Genomic DNA, 19048 nt, shown 5'->3' on the forward strand with positions numbered 1-19048 from the left:
CCATCACTTGTGGGTGGCGTCATGTACCGCTTTCTTGCGGCTGCGGAACAGGCCCCAGTAGGTGAAGGCGGAAGTCAGCAGGCCGACCAGTGCGAGTGATGGCAAGGTTTGCAGCGAGGCCTGGAGCAGTTCGTGCTGGCGGTAGCCCTGTGGGAAGCCGACGTTCACCGTGTACCCATACGTTGCCGACGTGTCGCGCTGGAAATACTCGGACTGAGAGGGGCGACCGGCCTCGCGGCTGTCACCGCCACTCCAGATGTAGTGGTCGCCGAACTCCAGCAGCAGCACCAGTCCGCTCTGGAAACCATTGAGCTCACTACGCAGCTTGAGCCCATAGACGCTTGCGATCACGCCGGGCTCCTGGTCGGGCAAGCGGTATTCCAGCATGACCTCGTTGGAAAAGGTCGGTACGTCAAAGGTCAGCTTTACATCCTGTCCCGGCTCGAAGTCGGGGGTCTTCAGCGTGAAGGTCGCGAGGCTGCTGCAATAGACTCGACCGTCCCGGGTCAGTAACAGCGAATGCAGGTGAGGGTTATGCGCGACCAGCTCCTTCAAGTCATACATCACCGACCTGCAAGGCTTGCCACTCAGCGGCAGGGCATTCAGTGCAGCCTGGTGCACCTCATCCAGGGCTCGGTCAATGACGAACAGCGCTTCGCGCATGGACGTGCTGGAAACCTGCTCCAGTTTCTTGTCCAATTGATAACTCATCACCATCAGGCCGGAAGCGATCGGCACCAGACCGACCGCAAGGGTCAACAATACTTCCAGTAAGCTACGTCCCGCATGCGTGGATCTCAGCATGGTCATCTCGCTCCCCGTGTCCAGCTCATCATGGTGGACGGCGAGGGTAGCGATGCTTGCCGGGAGCATACTGTAGGGCAAAGCTTCTTGTGTTGAAGGGCACGATGCAGTTTCCTGCGGGAGTGGCCTGCAATTGCGCCCGCTCCTGTTCTGCCTGCCCGCTGGCCAGACGCTCAACTGCGACCAGTGTCTTTCGATCCGACGGTTACGATCAGCGTTCGCCGAGCATCTGCGCGACACGTTGGCGCAGGCTCGACAATTCGAAGGGTTTGCACATCAGTTGCATGCCAGGGCCGAGGAAACCTTCGCGGGACATGGCGGCCTCGGCGTATCCGGTGATGAACAGCACCTGCAAGTCAGGGCGCAGGGTTCGGGCGATCTCCGCCAGTTGCCGCCCGCTGGTGCCCGGCAGCCCGACATCGCTGATCAGCAGGGCAATCGCTTGTGGCGAACGCAGGATCGTCAAGGCTTCCTCGGCATCGCACGCGGTATGGCAGAGAAAACCGTCCTCGCTGAGCGCCTGGTGCAGCAGCGCTCGCACATGGGGGTCATCCTCGACTACCAGCACCTCGCGGCCGCTGTTGGTCCAGGCCGTGACTTGTTCGCCGAGCGCCTGCGAGCTGCCAATGAAACGCGGCAGGTACAGCTCTACCCGTGTACCACGGCCTATCTGGCTGTGCAGCGTCACATGGCCATGGGACTGTTTGCTGAAGCCATAGACCATCGACAGGCCCAGGCCAATGCCCTGGCCCACGGGCTTGGTGCTGAAGAACGGTTCGAAGGCGTGCTCCTGGACACTTTCGGGCATGCCTTGGCCGTCGTCGCTGATGCTCAATTGCAGGTAGTCGCCACTGGCCAGGCCGCCACCGGCGAAGTCATTGGCGTCCAGTTGCAGGTTGCGGGCCTCGATGCACAAACACCCGCCGCTGGGCATGGCTTCGCAGGCATTGAGCAGAAGGCTTTGCACGGCGTCGCGCAGTTGTTGGTCGTCGGCGTCGACTGGCCATAGGCCCTTGGCCAAGTGCACCTGCAGGCGGATCGAATCGTTCAGGCATTGCCTCAGCCAGCTGGGTTGTAACAGCGTGTACAGGTCTACCGACTGGCTTTGCAGTGACTGGCGCGAAGAAAACGCCAGCAGTCGGTGGGTCAGCCGTGCGGCCCGGGCTACTGCTTCCTGGCCCCGCCTCAGCACTGTTTCGATACCTTCGGTCTTACCCTGTTTCAGGCGTCGGTCGATCAGCTCGAAGCTGCCGCCGATACTGGTCAGCAGGTTGTTGAAGTCATGGGCGACACCGCCGGCCAGTTGGCCGATGGCTTCCATCTTGCGGGTGTGATGCTGTACTTGCTCGTTGGCCAAGCGCTGCAACAACTGGTCCCTCTGGGCCTGGCACTGCTGGTCGAACTGGTCGCGTGCCAGATATTGGCGGCGCCGGGCTCGTAGGGCTTGCGCCACCAGCATCAGCAATTGCGCCTCCTCGAACGGGTAGGGCAGCAACATCAGGTTGCCCAGGCGCTCCCGGTGCGGGGCGCGCTCCGGGGCAGGCATAGGTGCGAGCAGCAGCACCGGCAGGTCGGACCACACCGGTTGCTGGTCGATGAACTGCTGCAGCGCCGATTGCTCATCGTCTGCCAGCACCTGCTCGGCGACGATCACCATGCCAACCCCTTCATTCAGCCATTGGCCCAGGTGCAACACGTTGTTGGTGCAACGCCAGCCGATTCCGGCGCCGGACAGCAATTTTGAGGCGACAGTACCCATCGATTCGGGTGCGAGAATCAACGCACGCTCATCAAGGAAAAGCGAACCCGCCAAGACGATTCTCCCGTGGCTTGGGCCAGCCGCGTATCGGCCTGGCTTAACCACTGGACCACAGCGCTTCGATCAGGGTTCAACGAAGCTGTACAAGACTTTTACAACCCTTGCTGAAGCAGCGGATCGTCAGGGTTCTGCCGCTCCAGTTCGGCCAGCAGCACCTGCACGTTCTGCAGTTGCCCGGTTTCCTTCCAGTACTGGATCAACAGCACCCGCGCGCGGCGGTTGGCGGGCTGCTGGTCGAGCAGTGTCTCAAGCTGCTTCTGCGCCGCCTCGACCTGTTCGAGGTCGTGCAGGGTGACTGCCAGCGTATAACGGTAATCGGTGTTGTCCGGCTCCAGTTCCACGGCGCGGGAAAAGGCCAGCAAGGCATATTCCCGTTGTTCGTGACGGGTCAGCCAGAGGCCCAGCTGGTATTGCAGGAACGCCGAGCCGGGGTTCTGCGCCAATGCCCTGGCCAGGACTTCGCGGGAGGCGTCGTGCTGGTTCTGGCGTTCGAGCAGGCGTACCTGTATGGCCAGGGCGTCGGGGCTTGCCGGGTCCTGTGCAAGGCTGCGTTGCAGGGCACTGGCCGCTCGGGGGTAATCGGCTTGATGCAGGTAGAGGCGTGCCAGGTGCACCTGGGCCTGGGCATCGTCGGGCTTGAGTGCCAGGGCTGCCTGGTATTGCTCCAGGGCATCCTGCAAAGGCCGGAAGTACAGGCCGATGGCGTCCGGTGGCAGCCCGACCAGGGCATCGACCGCCGCGAATCGTACGCTTTGTTCGTCGTCTTCCAGCAAGGGACCGAGCACCAGGCTGCGCTGAGCAGCAGGCACCAGGCGGCGGATGCTGGAAATGGCGGCACGGCGCACCAGCGGGTCAGCGTGCTCGAGGTCCAGGCGGGCCAGTTTCAAGGCCTGGGGCGAAGGATAGTTGGGCAGTTCGTCATAGAGTGCCGCGCGGCGGATGGGCGGCAGGTCGTCGCGTTGCAACTGTTGGTACAGCACTCGTGCGGCGCCGGGTTCGCCCTCATGGGCCTGGCGCAGTGCCTTGGCGTAGCTGTGTGGGGGGAGCGCTGGCTGTGCGGGTTGCGGGGTGCGCCACAGGTAACTGACGGCCCCTGCCACGGCAAGCGCCAGTAGCAGGGCGATCAGGTAGCGGTGGCGTCTGGGCATCGGCAGGTCCGGTGTGGCGTGAAGGGCAGAGCTTGGGGCAGGTGCCCGGCAAATGCAACCGACCCGCCCTTGCCCGGGGTCGCTGTACGACCCCGGAGCGCGCGGTGATCAGGTCACGTCGACCAGGACCAACTCGCTGTCCTGCAACGCGGTGACCTTGATCACGCTTTCCTGCTCTATGGCGACCCCATCGCGGGCATTGACCTGCAGCCCATTCACTTCCACCACCCCTTTGGCCGGCACCAGGTAGCCGCGGCGGCCGTTGTCGAAGCGGTACTCGGCGATTTCACCAGCCCGCAGGGTCGCGGCCGACAGGCGCGCATCGGTACGGATGCGCAGGCTGTCCTCGTCACCCGCACGGCCACTGGCCAGGGTTACGAAGCCTTCGCCGCGCTCACCCTTGGGGAATGGCCGGGTGCCCCACGACGGCGCCTCGCCGACCCGCTCCGGAATGATCCAGATCTGGAACAGACGGGTGTCGACCTTCTCCAGGTTGTACTCGCTGTGCACGATGCCGGTGCCTGCGCTCATGACCTGGACGTCGCCCGCTTCGGTGCGGCCTTTGTTGCCCAGACTGTCCTGGTGGGTGATCGCGCCTTCACGTACATAGGTGATGATTTCCATGTCGCGGTGTGGGTGCGGGGGGAAGCCACTGCCGGCCGCGATCAGGTCGTCGTTCCACACCCGCAGATTGCCCCAATGGGTGCGTGCCGGGTCGTGGTACTCGGCGAAGGAGAAGTGGTGGTGGGCGTCCAGCCAGCCGTGGTTGGCGTGGCCCAGGGTTTCGAAGGGACGAAGTTGCAGCATGATAGGGCTCCTCGGTTCGTTGGAATGGAGCCATCTTGCCTGAGTTAAATATCGAAAATAAGCGTAAATATCGACTTAAAAATATCGATTTATCAGATTTGTTTGCATGTTGAACTGCATTCGTTTCATCGCCTAATTCACTGATCTACAAGCATTAGCTGGTGCTTTTTCGCAGATGGGGCGAACATGCCCACTGTTCCAGAAATGCAATGGAGTGACCGTGTCCACCAAGCTTCCCCCCACACGCCAGTCGTGGTTGCAACGCCTGGCTGCGCGCCTTCTGGGTGGTGACTCGGCCGGCCTGCAGGCCGAGGCGTTGCGCCAGGCCTATGAGCGCGGCCTGGCGGATGGTCGCAAGGCTGCCAGAAAGCCGCGCCAGCCAGTGGCCTCCAAGCCTTCGACGCCGTCCAAGGTAACAACGGATGGCCTGCTGTTCGACGACTGGCGCCTACCGCTCACGGCCGCACTGAAAAAGCGCTTCAAGGCCGATGTGGCCCAACGCCTGCCCGCCGATGCACAACCCAGCACTGCGCAGTGGAAACTTATCTTCAGCGACACTCCCACGACGTCCGTAATAGCGGGTGCAGGCTCCGGCAAGTCGACTTCCCTGGTGCTGCGCTTGTTGCTGCTGCACCACTACCTGGGTTTCGAGCTGGACGCCATGACCGTGGTGACCTTTACCCGTGAGTCGCGCAAGGATTTCATCCGACGCCTGCAACAGGTCTTTGCTCTCTGGCAGCTCGACCTGCCCACGCCTCAGGCACGTGAACTGGTGCGTACCTTTCATTCGCGGATCCTGCCCATGTTGCGCAGCCTGCCTGGCCATGCCCGGGCCCGGGCGTTCGAAGCGCTTGGCAGCGAGGCAGCGGCAGGCCAGGAGGCCGATGCCGACGACAACCCGTTCGACCTGCGCCTGAACGACACCCAGCGCCAGCATATGAACCTCTGCTACCGCGACCTGCTGCGCAGCAGCCCGCGTTTTGCCGAACTGGTCGCCGCGATGCGTCGCGAGTCCTTGCAGCTCAAGCCCATCGACCCGGATCACCCGGACGTGCAGAAGCGCGTGCAGGTGACCCAGCTGGCCGCACGGCGCGACGAGGAGCTGTGCGACGTGATCGAGGACCTGTGGTTCGCTGCCGGTGTATGGCCCATGCCCGGCATCATTCCCTGCCGCGAAACCGTGACCATTCGCGGCAGCCGCTTCCATGTCCACGGTCGCCTCGAGGGTCTGGATGCTTGGGTGGTGCTGGGCTTCGATCCATCGGAAAGCGCCCAGTATCAACGCCCCGGTGCCAAGCTATCGGTGCGCGCCGAGTGGGCTGTAAAGCGCACCCTGTTTCAAGCTTTCTGTGATAAGCCTCTGATATGGCTGGACAACTACGAGATTGCGAAGCGCCTTTCTTCGTCCCTGGCTGGCGATGCCGTGGCCGGGCCTGGTTTCGAATACAAGGTCAAGGGCGAACTGGCCCCCGCGCCGCTGCTCGACGCCTTCGTAGGCGCCGCGAACTTCATCGAGAACCTGGGCCTGGAGGTCGGGGATGCGGTGGCAGGCCTGTGCTTCCCGACCGACGACGGCGATGCGGTGTTCTTCGAAGCCCTGGCCCTTTACTGGAAGGCGTTCGAAGCGCACTTGCAAGCCCAGACCCCGCCGGTAGTGACCTACAACCGCATGTTCGCGCACTTCGGTGAGCGCAGCTCGGAAAACCTGCAACGACTGCCCGATGCGCTGCTGCGTCCGATGGCGCACGTGCTGGTCGATGAATTCCAGGATGTCTCGCCCCAGGTTGTCAGCTGGTTGCGCGCGACCCTGGCGGAGGTCCAGAGACGTGGTGCGGCATTGCACGCCGGGCGACGCGCCGTGCACAGTTCGCTCATGTGCGTGGGCGACGACTGGCAATCGATCTATGGTTGGCGTGGCAGTTCCCCGCACTACTTCATGGCGTTCACCGAGACCTTCCCGTCGCCGACCACTACCCAGGTGATGCTGGTGGAGAACTACCGCAGCCAACAGCACATCATCGATGCGGCCGAGCACTTGGTCAAAGGCGCGCGGGCCATCCGCGGCAAGACAGCCAGGGCCGCAGGCCGGGCGGCGGAGTTGGCCAAGGTGCCGGTGAAGGTGTTCGAGCGGGACGAGGCCGCGTTGGGGCGCACGCTCGTCGAACACTACCAGCGGGGCGAATCGGTGATGATCCTGTATCGAAGAAGCTCTGATAAAGCATTGATTTCAGATCACATTTACGAAGTTGTTAAAGTTGATTCGAGGTTGCCGGTCGAACAGCGTCGCCTGCGCCAGCTTACCTATCACAGCGCCAAGGGCCTGCAAGCCGATGTGGTGTTCCTGCTTGGCGACTGTCAGTACCTGACAAGCTCGCCTTACAAGAACCAGGCCTACCGCCTGGCGGGCATCGGTCAGGCCGACGATGCGCAGCCGTTCGATACGGCACAGAAGGAAGAGGTGCAGAGGTTGGCTTATGTCGGCGTGACCCGGGCGATCAAACAGTGCTACTGGCATGTGGAAGCCAGCGACGGCGAGGCAGCCAAGCTACCTCGTGCGTCGAGCCGGGTCGAGGGACGGCAGGCATACTTCGAGGACCTGCGCGCGCGCTAGTCGTTCACGCGCTGCGGGTGGTCAATTCCCAGCAGCAACTGGTCAACGCGTGAGTGACCCTGCTAGGGTGATTGCCGTGACTACAGGGAACCCCGTCATGCGACCTTTCACCGTCAAGCACATCGACCATGTAGTGCTGCGCGTCAGCGACCTGCCGCGTAGCCTGGCCTTCTACCAGGACCTGCTCGGCTGCCAGCTGCGCCGTACCCGCGAGGACCTCGGCATGGTCCACCTCGCCGCCGGCACAGCGATGATCGACCTGGTCAGCCTCGACGGCCCGCTGGGACGCCCCGGCGGGGCTGCGCCACAGCGCGAGGGGCGCAACCTGCATCATTTCTGCCTGCGTATCGAGCCGTTCGACGAGCAGGCCCTGACGCTCTACCTGCACGCTGCCGGCGTACAGGTCGAACCTGCCGAGAAGCGCTACGGCGCCGAGGGCGAGGGGCTTTCGCTGTACTGCTTCGACCCCGATGGCAACCAGGTCGAGCTCAAAGGGCCTGTGCGCTAAACCTCTTCATCGGCACCTATAGCTATTCGCCATGCTGGCGAGTGGATATCCCCGCAAAGCCGATTATGCTTCAACGTACCTTGCTGCGATCCTGGGCGGTTCGCCTAGTCGTGCTTCGCGCAACCGTAGTCCTGTATCAGCCTAGGGGCCTGGGTGCGGCAATACTGGTGAGGTGCTCCGGCCTGAAAAGAACAATACGGAGGCAACCCATGGCGGCAATCGACAGCACCTCGACGGGCAGCACGCCCCAGCGTGGCATGAGCAAGGAGGAGCGCAAGGTCATCTTCGCTTCATCCCTTGGCACTGTGTTCGAGTGGTACGACTTCTATCTCTACGGCTCGCTGGCGGCGATCATCGCCAAGCATTTCTTCGCCGGCGTCAACGAAACCACCGCGTTCATCTTCGCCTTGCTGGCGTTCGCTGCAGGCTTTGCCGTGCGGCCGTTCGGGGCGATCGTGTTCGGGCGCTTGGGCGACATGATCGGGCGCAAGCACACCTTCCTCATCACCATCATTCTCATGGGTGTGTCGACCGCCGTGGTGGGGCTGCTCCCCAGCTATGCCACCATCGGCGTGGCCGCACCGATCATCCTCATCACCCTGCGCCTGTTGCAAGGCCTGGCGCTGGGCGGCGAGTACGGCGGGGCAGCCACCTACGTAGCCGAGCATGCACCGCCCGGCAAGCGCGGCTTCTTCACCTCTTGGATCCAGACCACCGCGACCCTGGGGCTGTTCCTGTCGCTGCTGGTGATCCTCAGTTGCCGCACCCTCCTGGGCAACGAGGCGTTCGAGGCCTGGGGCTGGCGTATTCCGTTCCTGCTGTCGATCCTGCTGCTGGCGGTCTCGGTGTACATCCGCCTGCAACTCAACGAGTCGCCGGTGTTCCTGAAGATGAAGGCCGAAGGCAAGGCATCCAAGGCGCCGCTGACCGAATCGTTCGCCCGCTGGGAAAACCTCAAGGTGGTGATCATGTCGCTGCTCGGCGGCACCGCCGGGCAAGCGGTGGTGTGGTACACCGGGCAGTTCTATGCACTGTTCTTCCTGTTGCAGACGCTGAAGATCGACCCACAGACCGCCAACCTGCTGATTGCCGGCTCGCTGTTGATCGGTACGCCGTTCTTCATCATCTTCGGCAGCCTGTCGGACCGCATCGGGCGCAAGAAGATCATCATGGCCGGCTGCATCATCGCTGCGCTTACCTACTTCCCGATCTTCAAGGCGTTGACCGAGTACGGCAACCCGGCCGTATTCGTCGCCCAGGAGCAGAACCCGGTAGTGGTGGTGGCGGACCCTGCGCAGTGCTCGTTCCAGTTTGACCCGGTGGGCAAGGCCAAATTCACCAGCTCCTGCGACATTGCCAAGAGCCTGTTGGCCAAACGCGCCATTCCGTATGAAAACGAGCGTGCAGAACCAGGCACGGTGGCGCAAATTCGCATTGGCGAGCGGGTACTACCGAGCTTCGACGGCAGCACCCTGGCGGCGGCCGACTTCAAGACGCAGAACGACGCCTTCGTCGCCACCTTGAGCGGTGCGCTGAAGGAAGCCGGTTACCCGGAAAAAGCCGACCCTGCGCAAATCCATTACCCGATGGTGCTGTTGCTGCTGACCATTCTGGTGATCTACGTGACCATGGTCTACGGCCCGATCGCGGCCTGGCTGGTGGAGCTGTTCCCTACGCGTATCCGCTATACCTCGATGTCGCTGCCGTACCACATCGGCAACGGCTGGTTCGGCGGTTTCCTGCCGACCGTGGCGTTCGCGATGGTGGCCGCTACCGGGGATATCTACTACGGGTTGTGGTACCCGATCGTCATCGCGGTGATGACGGCGGTGCTGGGGATCCTGTTCTTGCCGGAAACCAAGGACAGGGACATCAACCACGACTGAGGCAAAGGGAAAGGGCCGCATGGCGGCCCTTTCTGCCTATCCGCGCAGGGTAAACCGGTACCCCACGTCCACCCCCGCACCGTCGCCCTTGCGCCAGGTCTTCTTCAGCACGAACTCGAACGCCGGCTCGAACAACCCATCACGCCACACCGCACCGCCCAGCACCTCCACGTTGTACCAGCCATTTTCCAGCTCGATGATCGGCCGCCCTGGCTCCTGGTAGCGCGCCAGCAGGTCCCCCAATGTCTTGGGCGTGAGATGTTGCAGGATGCGCCAGGTAAACAGCATCACCGCCCGGTTTTCGACCCTCAGCACGTAACCCGTGCGCCGGTGCTGCACGCGGTTGCCAGGCTCCAGCAGCGCCGGGGTGGGCTCGCCGAGGCTGAAGATGATCCGGTAGGGCAGGTTCTCGATACCCGCCAGGGGCAGCACTACGCCTTCGAGCACCGCCTGATCGCCGATGTCGCTGGTGGTGAAGGCCCGGGCCAGGTCATCGGGCAGGTCGTGGTCCTGTTTGAAACGTTCGAGCAGTTGGATGTCGGCGACCAGGAAATAGTCGACCAGGTCGTTGAGGACTTCGCTGAATTCGTAGCGCATCGGTTTTTTCCTTGTTCTAGGTGCGCTTTGGAAGGGAGTGCGCTCAGTGGCGCTGGGCGATCTGGATCAGGTTGCCACAGGTGTCGTCGAACACTGCCACGGTTACCGGGCCCAGGGCCGTAGGGGGCTGGGTGAATTGCACGCCGGCGGCGCACAAGCGGGCGTATTCGGCCTTGATGTCGCGTACACCGAACGAGGCAGCGGGAATGCCGTCCTGCTTGAGCGCGGCTTTGTAGGTGCGGGCGGCAGGGTGGGCATCAGGCTCGAGCAGCAGCTCGACGCCATTGGGCTCGTTTGGAGAGGTCAGCGTCAGCCAGCGGTGCTGGCCCATGGGAAGGTCATGCTTGGGTTCGAAGCCCAGCACGTAGTGATAGAAGGACAGGGCTTTGGCCTGGTCATCGACAAGAACACTGGTGAGCACGATCTTCATAGGCGTCACTCCGAGGGGCAGTACTCCAAGCAAAGCACATTTGCCGCCGCTCACCGTCCCAGATTCGCGGATAGACAGTGGGGAATCGGCCCCAGGGCGCCACCCTCGGCGGCCAGGGTAGGGCGGGAAACGTCGCCAATGGCCTGTTCGGCCAGGTGGTGGTTTCCAAGGGCGGACGCACCTACCGCAACACTTGCGCCTCGACAGCGGCTCGTGGGTACCCGCGATGCTAGGCGTGGTTGGCAGGCACCTGGCATTTTTACCAGGCGCCTGTTTGTTGCAGGAATGGCTAAATGGCACGGCCGGATAGCGGCTTGCAGCCCTTTCTGCAGACCGCCGGAGGAGGTTCTGCTCCAGACCACCCGAGGAACGCCCCCATGCGCACGATGCCATTGCTGTTGATGCCCATTTTCGCCGGTTGTGCCTCCCACGCACCGGCACCAACGCCTACCTACCTCAGCACGCGAGTCACCGAAGCCGAGGTGATCGTCTCGCACGACCCGGTGTCGGCCACACTCGCCGCACTCACCCAACGCGGCCGTGTGGCGGTCGAAGACCTCAAGCGCTGGTACGACAGCGAAACCGACGACTGCGGCGGCCCGGACAAACCCGGCTACCTGTGTAGCGGCATCGCGCTTCGCACGACGGGCAGCAGCCCGGAATTTCTCCCCTGGAACCCCAGTGCCAGCCAGCTGGAAAAGGGCGCGGTAGCCTTCTCGTGGCTGCGTCATGACACCAACTTCGGCAAGCCCTTCGGCAACCAGAACGGGCTTATTCTCGCGCCACCCCAGGCCGTGCCAGACGGCAAGCTCGCCGCGCTGAGCGTGCTGTGCACCTTCCCGATAAACGCCAATACCAACCAGCGCCCGAGCCTCAATGGCTGCGGCCCGATCAGCGCCTACCCTGACACCGATACCTGCCAGTCACTGGACGTGAACACCGCGCAACAATGGCTCGACAAGTACCCGCAGGCTGGCAATTACCGGGTCTGCGGATGGGACCTTCGCCACTCTCCTGGCAGCTCGGCGCAGTGGTTCCAAACGGCGGTGGAGGCTCGCAAGGGCCTGGCCGATGAACTCTGGAGCGTCAACAACGAAGTGCTGATTTCGGTGTGGAGCCCAACCGACGGCGGCAGGTTGCCGCTGCATGCGTTCTTCTACGTGGAGGGCGAGCGCTCGGCGTTGGCCAAGGCGCAGTACGATCAGATCCGCTACGCGCAGATGTATCAGCAGTCGATCCCCGTGGTGCGAGTAAGCTTCCCCACCCACAAGACCGACGCCATGACCTTCACCTATGACGAGCATGACCAGGCCGTTGGCCGACCCACACCCATACCAGAGGTGGATTTTGATGAACTGGACGTCGGCTCACGTGCCACGGTGACGTCCAAGGGTGTGGAGTTCAGACTCGATCGCGGCCGTCGTGGGGTCAGTGACCAGCCCCATGAGGAAAGCGGCGGCAAGATCATCGGCAAGCACCTGGAGGCAGACACCTCGATTCGCTTCGTACTGGAGGGGCAGGGGCGTCGTGAAGTCACGTTCTCCTGGGGCTGCAACACCTATTGCGGAATGCACCAGGAAATCGCGGGGGAATGGGAGGAGTTGTCTGAAGAGGGGCCAGGCCAGTTCCATTACGGCACCCGCACCTTCACGGTCGATGGCCCAGAGGTAGTGGTGCTGACAGTCGATACGGAAGAGGACGACGCGCTGCTGGTGCTGGACAACCTGAAGGTCACCGCGGCCGGACGCTGACGGACGACTTCGGTAGGGAACTGGCCCTATTGGATCCATGTGCTACTACTTGAAGTCGACACGCGCGATTGCAGCACGGAGGGTCGCAGAGGCAGGGAGTTCGCCAGCGCTGATGTCCTGCCCTAGGTCCAGTCCTTTCCTGAATCGCGCGTGCGTGACGCATTCATCACCACAAGGAAGGCAACATGACCGAAGTCACCCTGATCGAAACCGTGAGCGCCGACTCTCTGACTACGCTGCTGCAGGATGCGGGCTGCCGGGTCAACCGCAACGAGCAGAACCAAGTAGTGCAGTTGCTCAGCGCCAGCCAGGGCGTGGGCTACGCCGTGCGCTTCGGCAACCCGGCGCCAGGCAAGGCTGGCGAGTTCTTCGATTTCACCTTCAGCTGCGCACTGCGCATCCAGGGCGACCTGCCTGCCGGGCTGGTGGAGCGCTGGAATGCCAGCCGGCGTTTTGCCCGCCTGTCCGTGCAGGGTGAATTCCTGGTGCTCGAGCAGGACGTCGTGGTCGCCGACGGGGTGAGCCAGAAATACCTGCTGGGCAGCCTGCTGCTGTGGGACCGGCTGCTCCAGGAGTTCATTGTCTACTTGCGCGACTACAGCCGCAATGTCGCCGACCAGACTTCGGCGCAAGGCGCTGGCGCGGCGCAAGCCTCGTGACGGCCCGTGCGCTGTGGGCCGGTGCGGGTGCACTGGCCCTGGTGGCCGCCGCTGCGGCGCTGGCCATGCGACCGGGCGAGCGGCCCGGCACGGTGGCGCAGGCGAGCGTTTCCGGGCCGGTGCTGGCGAGCCTTGGCGAGCAGCAGGTGGGCAGCGACGAACTCAAGGCCCTGCTGGCGCAATTGCCGCCAGACACCCGTGAGCGTCTGCTCGGCGACCGCCCGGCCTTGGAGGCGTGGCTACGCACCCGTCTGGCAGAGAAGGCGCTGTATCGTCAGGCCGCAGCCAAGGGATGGCCGCAGCGGCCCGAGGTGCAGGCGCAAACCCGGGCTGCCTCCGAGCAGATCGTGCTGCGCGATTACCTGGTGTCGATCAGCGAGGTCCCTGCCGACTACCCCAGCGATGCCGAGCTGCAGCAGGCCTACCAGGCCAACCAGGACGAGCTGCAGATGCCGGCGCGCTACCGCCTGAGCCAGATCTTCCTGCGGGTAGAGAACCCCAAGGACGCGCCAGAGGTGCAAAAGCGTGCGCACGCCTTGCTCAAGCAAGCCCGCGCAGGCGACTTCGCGGCGCTGGCCCGCGAACACTCCCAGGACAGCGGCAGTGCCGCGCAGGGGGGCGACACCGGGTTGCAACCCTTGGCCCAGCTGCTGCCGGAGGTACGTGAGGCGGTGACGCAGCTGAAGATCGACGGCATCAGCGAACCGCTGCGCAGCCCGGCGGGGTGGCATATCGTCAAGCTGGTCGAGCAGCAGCCGGCGCGCGCGGCCACCCTGGAGGAGGTAGCAGCGCAATTGCGCCAAGTGATGCGGGCGCAGCGTCAGGAGCAGTTGGTGAAAAACCATGTGGACGGCATGTTCGACAGTGCCACCTTGAGTATCGATGGCGCGGCGTTGAACCAGGTGTTGGAGGCCAGTCGTTAACGCTAGCCCTACCGCGGGCCTGTCCCGCGATAGGGCCACTGAACCTGTACAGGCCTAGCCGGCCTTGCGCAGGGTCAGGTTGATTCGCCGTTCCCCCATGCGCGGGTGCACGCCGGGCTTGATCGGCAGCACCCCATGAAACCTCAGGCGGTCCTCGCCACCCCACACCAATACGTCACCATGGCTAAGCGGCACATGCCGGGGGCGGTCGCTGCGCTGTAAGCCACCCAGCAGAAACACTGCCGGCAAGCCCAGGGAAATCGACACGATGGGCTGGCTGAAATCGCGCTCGTTGCGGTCCTGGTGCAGGCTCAGGCGGGTGCCGGGCACGTAGTGGTTGACCAGGCAGGCGTCGGGCACGAAACCCTCGAAACCGGCCGCTGCTGCCGCCCTGCCCGCAAGGTCCAGCAAGACCTCGGGCAGGGCGGGCCAAGGCCGACCGCTTTGCGGGTCGAGGGGGCTGTAGCGGTAACCCTGGGCATCGCTGACCCAGCCCAACGCCCCACAGTTGCTCAACGCCACCGCCATGTTCAACCCGCCAGGGGTCTGCATGTGCCGGAACGGCGCGACGCGCAGCACCGGGCGCAGGGCATCGAGCAACGCTTCGAGCGGCGCCAGGGCAACGCCGGGCAGCAGCACGGTGTGCGTGGCCAGGCGTTGCGGCTGGGGGCCGAACAGGTCGAGGTCGGACTGGATCATGAGGGCTATCGGTTTGGCTGAGTGCCAATGGTAGCTCGATTGGGGTGGTTGCTGAACGCAGCTTCGTCGTCTGGTCCAGGCAATGGCCCCGGCGGGTCGGCGTGCACCGGGTTTCATGCGCGCAGCTCCGGGCGGTCACGAAATTGCTCCAGTGCCTCGGGGTTGGCCAGTGCATCGGTGTTTTTCACCGGCTGGCCGTGCACCACGTTGCGAATCGCCAGTTCCACCAGTTTGCCGCTGATGGTGCGGGGAATGTCCTCGACCTGAGCGATCACCGCCGGCACATGGCGCGGGGTGGTGTATTGGCGAATCACCTGGCGGATGCGTTGGCGCAAGGCCTCGTCCAACACCAGCCCTTGACGCAGGCGCACGAACAGCACCACCCGCACATCGCCTTGCCAGTCCTGGCCGATGGCCACGCTTTCCAGCACTTCTTCGACCTTCTCGACCTGACGGTAGATCTCTGCGGTGCCGATACGCACGCCGCCAGGGTTGAGAACTGCGTCGGAACGACCATGGATGACCATGCCACCGCTGGCGGTCTGCTCGGCGTAATCGCCCTGTGCCCAGACCCCGGGGAACTGGCTGAAGTAGGCGTCACGGTAGCGGCTGCCATCGTCGTCGCCCCAGAAGCCCAGCGGCATCGAGGGGAAATTGCGGGTGCAGACCAGCTCGCCTTTCTCGCCACTCACCGGGCGTCCCTGGGCGTCCCACACCTCCACCGCCATGCCCAGCCCTTTGCCCTGTATTTCCCCGCGTCGCACCGGCAGCAGCGGGTTGCCCAGCACGAAACACGAGACGATATCGGTACCCCCGGACATCGAGGCCAGGCACAGGTCAGCCTTGACCTTGCCGTACACATAGTCGTAGCTGTGCGGCGACAGCGGCGAGCCGGTGGAGAGCAGCAGGCGCAGGGTGTCCAGGCGGTGGCTTTGGGCCGGTTCCAGGCCAGCCTGCTCCAGGGCCGCCAGGTACTTGGCACTGGTGCCGAAAGCGTTTACCCCTTCGGCATCGATCAAGTCGAGCAGGCGCTCTGGCCCCGGGTGGAACGGCGAGCCGTCGTACAGCACCAGGGTGGCGCCGACCGCCAGGCCACTGGCCAGCCAGTTCCACATCATCCAGCCGCAGGTGGTGTAGTAGAACAATACGTCTTCGGCGGCCAGGTCGTTGTGCAGCCCATGCTCTTTGAGGTGCTGCAACAGTACGCCACCGGCGCGGTGCACGATGCACTTGGGCACGCCGGTGGTGCCGCTGGAATAGAGGATGTACAGCGGGTGGTCGAAGGGCAGGGCGACGAAGCGGGGCTCGCCGCCAGGGGTGAAGAAGTCGTCCCACAGGCTGACCTGGCGTGCCTGGAATTCCTCAGGGCGGGTAGCCGAGCGGGTATGCGGTACGACCAAGAGATGTTGCAAGGTGGGCAGTTGCGCGACGACCTGGTTGACCTTGTCTACCTGGTCGATGGTCTTGCCCGCGTATTCGTAGCCAGCGCAGGCAATCAGCAGCTTCGGCTCGATCTGCCCGAAGCGGTCGATGATGCCGTGAGTGCCGAACTCCGGCGATGAACTCGACCAGATCGCCCCCAGGCTGGAGCAGGCAAGCATGGCCACCAGGGTCTGCCAGGTGTTGGGCATGACTGCCGCGACCCTGTCGCCGGCCTGGATCCCCAAGGCCTGCAAGGCGTTCTGCAACCCGGCGACCTGGGCTGCAAGTTGGGCATGGGTGAGTACCTGCCGTTGGCCATCCTCGCGGATGGCGACCACTGCCGGGTGCGCGTCGCGGCGGCGCAGCAGGTGCTCGGCGTAGTTCAGCGTGGCGCCCCTGAACCAGCGGGCGTCGGGCATGTGTGGGCCTTCTTCGAGCACCTGGGTGGGCTGCGTGTGCCACCGGACATCGAAATACTCGACCAGGGTCTGCCAGAAGTCGGCGCGCTGCTCGACGCTCCAGCGGTGCAGGCTGGGGTAGTCGTTCAACTGCAGGTTGAAGCGCAGGTTGACCTGGCGGCGGAAGGCGTCGATGCGGCTGGCGCCGATGCGCGCCTGGGAGGGTTGCCAGAGAGGTGTGTTCATGGCGTTTCTCCTTTGATGCCGGCGCCCCGGGCGCCAGCTACCAGCAAGGTTAGTCGCTACTGCGCCAGCCACCCACCATCGACATTCCAGGCCGCGCCGCGTACCTGGCTGCCGGCCTCGCTGCACAGGAACAACACCAGTTCGCCCAGATGCTGCGGGGTGACGAAGGCCAGCGACGGCTGCTTCTCGGCCAGCAGATCATGCTGCGCCTGCTGCGCATTGCCGCCCTTGGCTGCGCGGTCGTCGATCTGCTTCTGCACCAATGGGGTCAGTACCCAGCCCGGACAGATGGCGTTGCAGGTGACGTTGCTGGTGGCGGTCTCCAGGCCCACCACCTTGGTCAGGCCGATCACCCCGTGCTTGGCCGCCACATAGGCGGCCTTGCCGGTCGAGCCCACCAGGCCATGCACCGAGGCGATGTTGATGATGCGTCCCCAGCCGCGTTCGCGCATGCCTGGCAGGGCCAGGCGGGTGCCATGGAACACCGCCGAGAGGTTCAGGGCGATGATCTTGTCCCAGCTCTCTACCGGAAACTGCTCCACCGGTGCCACGTGCTGGATACCGGCATTGTTCACCAGGATGTCGATGCCGCCGAACTCGCGTTCGGCCAGGGCGAACAGCGCTTCGATCTGCCCTGGCTCGGCGAGGTCGGCCGGGTGATGGGCGACCTTCACGCCGTGCCCGGCGATTTGCGCGATGGCCGGGTTGGGGTCGCCGAAGCCGTTGAGCAGGATGTTCGCGCCAGCCTGGGCGAGCACTTGGGCGATGCCCAGGCCGATGCCGCTGGTGGAACCGGTGACCAGTGCTGTCTTGCCGTTGAGATTCATGCGCAGCTCCTTAGACGATGCCGGTGGCGTAGAAGGTCGCGATGACCACGAATACCGCCAGGGTCTTGATCAGGGTAATACCGAAGATGTCCTTGTAGGCCTCGCGGTGGGTGAGGCCGGTGACCGCCAGCAAGGTAATTACCGCGCCGTTGTGCGGCAGGGTGTCCATGCCGCCGCTGGCCATGGAGGCCACCCGGTGCATCACTTCCAGAGGGATATTGGCAGCATTGGCGGCCGCGATGAACGTATCGCCCATGGCCGCCAGGGCAATGCTCATGCCGCCCGAGGCGGAACCGGTGATACCGGCCAGCAGGGTAACGGTGATCGCCTCGTTGACCAGCGGATTGGGAATGGCTTTCAACGTATCGGCCAGTACCAGGAACCCAGGCAGCGACGCGATCACCGCACCGAAGCCATACTCCGACGCGGTGTTCATCGCCGCCAGCAAGGCACCGCTGACGGCGCTCTTGGTGCCTTCGGCCAGGCGCTGGCGGATCACCCCGAAGGCGCATACCAGCACCATCAGGATGCCCACCAGCAGCGCGGCCTGTACTGCCCAGATCGCCGTGAGCTTGGTCACGTCGCTTTGCAGCGGCGCGCTCATGCCCGGCAACTGCAGGCTATGGCTGGCGCCGTACCACTGCGGGATCCAGTGGGTGAACAGCAGGTTCATCACGCCCACCAGCACCAGCGGCGAAAGCGCCAGCCATGGGTTGGGCAGTGCGATGTCGTCGGCGGTCTCCGGTTCGTTGCGTAGCGAGGTGCCGTAGCCCTCGCCCTTGCGCAGGGCCTTGTTGCGCTGACGGTGCAGGAAGAGCATGCCGGCGCTGAACACGAAGAGGGTGCCGATCACCCCGAGCCAGGGCGCAGCCCAGGCATTGGTGTTGAAGAAGGCGCTGGGGATGATGTTCTGGATCTGCGGCGTGCCGGGCAGCGCGTCCATGGTGAAGGAGAACGCGCCCAGGGCGATGGTGGCCGGGATCAGGCGCTTGGGGATGTCGCTTTGGCGGAACATTTCGGCCGCGAACGGGTACACGGCGAACACCACCACGAACAACGACACGCCGCCATAGGTGAGCAGGGCGCAGACCAGCACGATCACCAGCATGGCCTGGCGGGTGCCGAGCAGGCGGATGGCGGCGGCGACGATCGAGCGCGAGAAGCCCGACAGCTCGATCAGCTTGCCGAACACTGCGCCGAGCACGAACACCGGGAAGTAGAGCTTGATGAAACCGACCATTTTCTCCATGAACACGCCGGTGAAGGCTGGGGCCACGGCGGAGGGATCGGTGAGCAATACCGCGCCTAGGGCGGCGATGGGGGCGAAGAGAATCACGCTGTAGCCGCGGTAGGCGGCGAGCATCAGCAGCGCCAAGGCGGCGAGAGCGATGAGCACGGTCATCTGGGTGTATCTCCTGGGTGAGTCTTGTTTTTATTGGGCCCGGTGGAGATAGCGGGAATCGTGCCAGGTTGTAACTTATTGATTTTAATTAGTTATTTTTTAAAGGGGCGT

Annotated in this window: 16 protein-coding genes; 6 read left to right on the plus strand and 10 right to left on the minus strand. The window is 64.0% G+C overall.

The genetic code is table 11. The features are described 5' to 3' along the window. Positions 1–3: 3 nt before the first annotated feature. The 4 genes from RAC97_RS03565 to RAC97_RS03580 all read right to left on the minus strand — a co-directional run bounded on the left by RAC97_RS03565 (position 4) and on the right by RAC97_RS03580 (position 4578). Positions 4–804: a CSS-motif domain-containing protein gene (locus RAC97_RS03565; protein ID WP_375097899.1), complete on the minus strand. Its 801-nt coding sequence runs from the start codon at positions 802–804 to the stop codon at positions 4–6. 211 nt (positions 805–1015) lie between these two features. Further along, entirely contained in the window at positions 1016–2617 is a 1602-nt protein-coding gene (locus tag RAC97_RS03570) for an ATP-binding protein (protein WP_375097900.1), read from the minus strand. Between the two features lie 98 nt (positions 2618–2715). Then, the gene (locus tag RAC97_RS03575) at positions 2716–3771 is read right to left on the minus strand and encodes a tetratricopeptide repeat protein (RefSeq protein ID WP_375097901.1); all 1056 of its coding nucleotides are present in this window, start codon (positions 3769–3771) and stop codon (positions 2716–2718) included. A gap of 108 nt (positions 3772–3879) precedes the next feature. Then, complete coding sequence (locus tag RAC97_RS03580) at positions 3880–4578, minus strand: pirin family protein (protein ID WP_375097902.1); 699 nt, start codon at positions 4576–4578, stop codon at positions 3880–3882. A 175-nt stretch (positions 4579–4753) separates the two neighbouring features. Here RAC97_RS03580 and RAC97_RS03585 point away from each other — a divergent pair, with 175 nt between their 5' ends. From RAC97_RS03585 to RAC97_RS03595, 3 genes are all read left to right on the plus strand, one after another. After that, positions 4754–7189 carry a UvrD-helicase domain-containing protein gene (locus tag RAC97_RS03585; protein ID WP_375097903.1) on the plus strand — a complete coding sequence of 812 codons (2436 nt, stop codon included), beginning with the start codon at positions 4754–4756 and terminating at the stop codon, positions 7187–7189. Positions 7190–7286: 97 nt separating this feature from the next. Next, positions 7287–7697, plus strand: coding sequence for a VOC family protein (locus RAC97_RS03590; RefSeq protein WP_375097904.1), 411 nt, complete (start codon positions 7287–7289; stop codon positions 7695–7697). A gap of 209 nt (positions 7698–7906) precedes the next feature. Continuing rightward, positions 7907–9583: an MFS transporter gene (locus RAC97_RS03595; protein WP_375097905.1), complete on the plus strand. Its 1677-nt coding sequence runs from the start codon at positions 7907–7909 to the stop codon at positions 9581–9583. Between the two features lie 36 nt (positions 9584–9619). Here RAC97_RS03595 and RAC97_RS03600 read toward each other — a convergent pair whose 3' ends face one another. Next, complete coding sequence (locus RAC97_RS03600; RefSeq protein WP_375097906.1) at positions 9620–10180, minus strand: hypothetical protein; 561 nt, start codon at positions 10178–10180, stop codon at positions 9620–9622. Positions 10181–10223: 43 nt separating this feature from the next. Next, positions 10224–10610: a VOC family protein gene (locus RAC97_RS03605; RefSeq protein ID WP_375097907.1), complete on the minus strand. Its 387-nt coding sequence runs from the start codon at positions 10608–10610 to the stop codon at positions 10224–10226. A 377-nt stretch (positions 10611–10987) separates the two neighbouring features. Between RAC97_RS03605 and RAC97_RS03610 the strand changes: the two genes are divergently transcribed. From RAC97_RS03610 to RAC97_RS03620, 3 genes are all read left to right on the plus strand, one after another. Next, positions 10988–12361: a hypothetical protein gene (locus tag RAC97_RS03610; protein ID WP_375097908.1), complete on the plus strand. Its 1374-nt coding sequence runs from the start codon at positions 10988–10990 to the stop codon at positions 12359–12361. 185 nt (positions 12362–12546) lie between these two features. Beyond that, positions 12547–13020, plus strand: a complete 474-nt coding sequence (locus tag RAC97_RS03615) for a YbjN domain-containing protein (RefSeq protein WP_375097909.1) — start codon at positions 12547–12549, stop codon at positions 13018–13020. After that, positions 13017–13943 (plus strand): peptidylprolyl isomerase, encoded by a 927-nt coding sequence (locus RAC97_RS03620; RefSeq protein WP_375097910.1) that lies wholly within the window; start codon positions 13017–13019, stop codon positions 13941–13943. The genes RAC97_RS03615 and RAC97_RS03620 overlap by 4 nt, the downstream gene beginning before the upstream one ends. A gap of 54 nt (positions 13944–13997) precedes the next feature. Here RAC97_RS03620 and alkB read toward each other — a convergent pair whose 3' ends face one another. The 4 genes from alkB to RAC97_RS03640 form a co-directional block, all read right to left on the minus strand. Then, positions 13998–14642, minus strand: coding sequence for a DNA oxidative demethylase AlkB (gene alkB / locus RAC97_RS03625; RefSeq protein WP_375097911.1), 645 nt, complete (start codon positions 14640–14642; stop codon positions 13998–14000). Positions 14643–14755: 113 nt separating this feature from the next. Continuing rightward, complete coding sequence (locus RAC97_RS03630; protein ID WP_375097912.1) at positions 14756–16708, minus strand: acetoacetate--CoA ligase; 1953 nt, start codon at positions 16706–16708, stop codon at positions 14756–14758. Positions 16709–16764: 56 nt separating this feature from the next. After that, positions 16765–17535 (minus strand): 3-hydroxybutyrate dehydrogenase, encoded by a 771-nt coding sequence (hbdH, locus tag RAC97_RS03635; RefSeq protein ID WP_375097913.1) that lies wholly within the window; start codon positions 17533–17535, stop codon positions 16765–16767. A 10-nt stretch (positions 17536–17545) separates the two neighbouring features. Further along, a complete protein-coding gene (locus RAC97_RS03640; protein WP_375097914.1) occupies positions 17546–18937 on the minus strand; it encodes a GntP family permease in 1392 nt (463 codons plus the stop codon). Positions 18938–19048 lie beyond the last annotated feature (111 nt).

Source organism: Pseudomonas sp. LS_2, from assembly GCF_042709235.1.
GTDB lineage: Bacteria > Pseudomonadota > Gammaproteobacteria > Pseudomonadales > Pseudomonadaceae > Aquipseudomonas.

Coding starts and splice junctions, on each gene's coding strand:
- RAC97_RS03640 (WP_375097914.1), bottom strand. CDS start 18,937: ATGACCGTGCTCATCGCTCTCGCCGCCTTGGCGCTGCTGATGCTCGCC.
- RAC97_RS03630 (WP_375097912.1), bottom strand. CDS start 16,708: ATGAACACACCTCTCTGGCAACCCTCCCAGGCGCGCATCGGCGCCAGC.
- RAC97_RS03590 (WP_375097904.1), top strand. CDS start 7,287: ATGCGACCTTTCACCGTCAAGCACATCGACCATGTAGTGCTGCGCGTC.
- hbdH (WP_375097913.1), bottom strand. CDS start 17,535: ATGAATCTCAACGGCAAGACAGCACTGGTCACCGGTTCCACCAGCGGC.
- RAC97_RS03605 (WP_375097907.1), bottom strand. CDS start 10,610: ATGAAGATCGTGCTCACCAGTGTTCTTGTCGATGACCAGGCCAAAGCC.
- RAC97_RS03610 (WP_375097908.1), top strand. CDS start 10,988: ATGCGCACGATGCCATTGCTGTTGATGCCCATTTTCGCCGGTTGTGCC.
- RAC97_RS03580 (WP_375097902.1), bottom strand. CDS start 4,578: ATGCTGCAACTTCGTCCCTTCGAAACCCTGGGCCACGCCAACCACGGC.
- alkB (WP_375097911.1), bottom strand. CDS start 14,642: ATGATCCAGTCCGACCTCGACCTGTTCGGCCCCCAGCCGCAACGCCTG.
- RAC97_RS03585 (WP_375097903.1), top strand. CDS start 4,754: ATGGGGCGAACATGCCCACTGTTCCAGAAATGCAATGGAGTGACCGTG.
- RAC97_RS03600 (WP_375097906.1), bottom strand. CDS start 10,180: ATGCGCTACGAATTCAGCGAAGTCCTCAACGACCTGGTCGACTATTTC.
- RAC97_RS03615 (WP_375097909.1), top strand. CDS start 12,547: ATGACCGAAGTCACCCTGATCGAAACCGTGAGCGCCGACTCTCTGACT.
- RAC97_RS03575 (WP_375097901.1), bottom strand. CDS start 3,771: ATGCCCAGACGCCACCGCTACCTGATCGCCCTGCTACTGGCGCTTGCC.
- RAC97_RS03565 (WP_375097899.1), bottom strand. CDS start 804: ATGCTGAGATCCACGCATGCGGGACGTAGCTTACTGGAAGTATTGTTG.
- RAC97_RS03595 (WP_375097905.1), top strand. CDS start 7,907: ATGGCGGCAATCGACAGCACCTCGACGGGCAGCACGCCCCAGCGTGGC.